Raw genomic sequence first — 3,109 nt, forward strand, 5'->3', positions numbered from 1 at the left:
TAGTAGAGAAAAAAACCGGTGCCATCATCATGCCCGGCGGCTTGGCAACGATGGTTGCGAAAGAACCCCGCATCCATTTACCGGAGTATGGTTCGTCTGCGTCAACGATAGGAGGAAATCGCTCCGGGTCGGTAGCGACGCGTGAGTTGATGGCTATATTGGGCTTGACCGAACGGCTATCAACTTGAAATGTAGTTAGAGGTAATTCCCCAGCAGCCGCTGAGCGCACGGAAACGGTGAATCCATAGATTACCAACTAAAAATTAAATCCAAAATGAAATCCTGGTTCTCCGAAGACGAATTTGGACCATTTATCGTCTAACTGTTTAAATCCATCGGGCATTCTTGTGTGATATGCACGATGAGTAATTGCAAGTGATGGCTGAATAAAAAATCTGTCCTTAAAAAGTTTGATGTGATAGCCAATCCGGTATGTATTGAAAATCTGAAAACCATTGTCAATTTTTTTCCCCTTCTCGTTTACAAAATCTTGTAATGAAGGCATTACATTAAGTTCGGCATATAAACCGCAGAAAATGAACCGTTGGTAGGCCACTGACAAGCCATACTCACGAACATACCCCGGCAATTTTTCTTCCGGCCTTCCGTATGCTTTGTTTAAAAATGGATGAATACCGTTCGGCCAGGCGTATTTCCAGGTTTTTGGTTCTAGAGTAATAACATCTTTTCCTGTTATCCGATAGCCTACATTGAGTTGGGCGAAGTTTGGTGGGTTTGTAGTTGCCAGGTTACCCAGTAAAAATATAGTGCTGCCAACGAACCACCGTCTGTAAGTGCTGTCTCGTTTGTCATATTGTGCGTTTACCTGTAAACTACTTACCAGCATTATGGCTAGTCCAATCCATAAAATTTTCTTTTGCATATCTTTTCAATTGACGTAGAACAATACGCAAAAGTAGATTGTGGGGATACGATAACTTGTTCACTTAAGTTAAGAAATCTGTCTTAGCTCTTTTTTCGAGAATTCTGGCTCTGAGCCTGCTTAATGATTGAGGTTTGATACCTAAATAGCTCGCCAATTGGTGTTGCGGAACACGCTGAGTAAGATCCGGTCTTTTATGAAGTAAGTTCAGGTATCGTCGTTCAGGGGAAGATGTCTTATATTCATCAAAATTTATCTGTTGTCTAGCTAACAACTCTCCAGACAACTTTCTGCACATTATCTCAAACTTTGGAAATTTGCGGTTTGTTTCCTCTTCCATATCAGAATCTGAGACTAGGAGAATACTATCTTCGACACAACTAATGAAACATGCCGAAGGTGCTTTATTTATAACACAGTGCGGAGTCAAAGCGTCCATTTCAGTGTAGAAAGCGGTTGTTTTCTCTTCTCCGTCTATTATGTAATATGTCCGGATACAGCCTTTTAAAACAAAGTAGCTATTTTTCGATTTTTGACCTTCTTCGAGTAGAGTTGTTCCCTTCTTAAAAGAATGGAATATGTCCAACGAAAGGATAGCGTCCTTTTCATCTTCTGTAAGTGAAATGTATTTTGATATAAAGTCAAATAGTACGTCTTGCATTGTTTTTATATGTCGTCATGTTACTGCCTTCTCTTGCACTGGCCACCTACTTGTATGTAATTGCCTCTTTTTGAGGGCTTGGAAGTAAATATACAAAAAGGTGTGCACCTCAAAACGTGGTGGTGCATGGTTGGATTCTTTCAAGGCATCTTTCAGGCACCGCCTCGGCAGCTCGCTCCTGTTCATCAACGCCTTTTTTTGCACGTATTTGCAAAAGGTAGATAGCCAATGCCATCTTCGCGGTCTGGTGTCCCCGCCGAATATTAGTATCTTTCTAAATACCTGGAAAGGTTGCATCTAGCCATTTCGTGTCATACTAGCATACGCTTAGGTAAGGGACTGCCTTCCACCGCTTTTGCGGCCTTTTCTACATCGTACGTAAAGCGAACAAATTCCACTTTTCCCTGACAATTTACAAAGTAATCCATCCGGGTCCGAGTAGACGAACTCTTTTACAGACCTAGGCTTTGAGCATTGCTTTGGCAACTTACTCGGACCTCAATGCATTTACAGGATTGATCAATGCAGCTTTAACCGACCGATATCCAACTGTTAAAATCGCAATCAAAAATGTCATTCCGAGCGCAACGATGAAGGTTGTCAGGTTTAGCTCAATATGGTATTGGAAATCAGCCAGGTATTTATCCACAAGCCACCATCCGATCGGAGCGGCAATAAGGAAGGCGATCACGAGCAGGTGAGCGAATTGTCTGCCGAACAGCCAAACGATACTTCCCACTCCCGCGCCCAGGGTTTTGCGAACACCTATTTCTTTAGTCTTTTGGGCAACCATGAAGGAAATCAGGCCATAAAGACCGAGTGAACTAATGAAGATTGCGATGCCGGCGAAGAGCCACATGAGTTGCAGCATGAGCTGATCGAGTTCATAAAAAAGTTGCAGGTGCTCGTCTAGAAATTGGTAGGAATAAATGTAATCTGGATTGGTTTCATTCCATAATTTCTGGATGGAGGCCAGCGTTGCGGGCAGGTTCCGGTTACTTACTTTCAAGGCACATTGCGAATTATCGGCAGCGCGGGTTGTCAGGCAAACCGGGTCAATTTTCTCACGAAATGACTTGCTATGAAAGTCCTTCATCACACCGACGATGACCCCGTTTCGACCATTAATATTCACATTTTTGCCGATTACTTCGTGCGGCGATTTCACGCCGAGCTTTTCAACCGCAGTTTCGTTCAGCAGATATTCCCTGGTGGTGTCGGAAGAAACCAGGTTTCGGCCCGCCACCAATTTTAGACCGAACATAGAGAGGTATTCAGGGTCACCGGTTTTATAGAAAATGGTAAATTTTTCGTTCTCGGGTCTGCCCGCATACCTGATACCTGTGTCGAAATTGTTTTCGGGCGATGCTGGCGGAGCGCTCAAAAAAGCGACTTTCTCCACCCCGGGCAATTGCAAAAAGCGCGCCCGCATAGCGCTCTGCTTAGCTGGGCTTGTCTCCGGCACAGGCATTAACACGATAGCGTCTTTTTTGAAACCCATGTCTGCCTCGGTGTTGAACCGCATTTGGCCGGTGATGACGATTGTACCGATCAGAAGCGTCTGT

4 protein-coding genes are annotated in these 3,109 nt (G+C 44.0%); 1 reads left to right on the forward strand and 3 read right to left on the reverse strand.

The features are described 5' to 3' along the window. On the forward strand, window positions 1-188 hold a 188-nt coding region (locus AC2YIT_RS32080), incomplete at its 5' end, for a hypothetical protein (RefSeq protein ID WP_487281930.1). A 68-nt stretch (window positions 189-256) separates the two neighbouring features. Here AC2YIT_RS32080 and AC2YIT_RS32085 read toward each other — a convergent pair. The 3 genes from AC2YIT_RS32085 to AC2YIT_RS32095 all read right to left on the reverse strand — a co-directional run. Then, window positions 257-883 carry a hypothetical protein gene (locus AC2YIT_RS32085; RefSeq protein ID WP_487281931.1) on the reverse strand — a complete coding sequence of 209 codons (627 nt, stop codon included), beginning with the start codon at window positions 881-883 and terminating at the stop codon, window positions 257-259. 64 nt (window positions 884-947) lie between these two features. After that, window positions 948-1,544: a Crp/Fnr family transcriptional regulator gene (locus AC2YIT_RS32090; protein ID WP_487281932.1), complete on the reverse strand. Its 597-nt coding sequence runs from the start codon at window positions 1,542-1,544 to the stop codon at window positions 948-950. A gap of 487 nt (window positions 1,545-2,031) precedes the next feature. After that, the coding region (locus tag AC2YIT_RS32095) for an ABC transporter permease (RefSeq protein WP_487281933.1) at window positions 2,032-3,109 on the reverse strand (1,078 nt) is incomplete at its 5' end.

This window comes from Dyadobacter sp. SRI_021 (genome assembly GCF_057586235.1).

Bases quoted from the DNA above. Each gene is read 5' to 3' on its own strand.
- AC2YIT_RS32090 (WP_487281932.1), bottom strand. From the start codon at position 1,544: ATGCAAGACGTACTATTTGACTTTATATCAAAATACATTTCACTTACA.
- AC2YIT_RS32085 (WP_487281931.1), bottom strand. From the start codon at position 883: ATGCAAAAGAAAATTTTATGGATTGGACTAGCCATAATGCTGGTAAGT.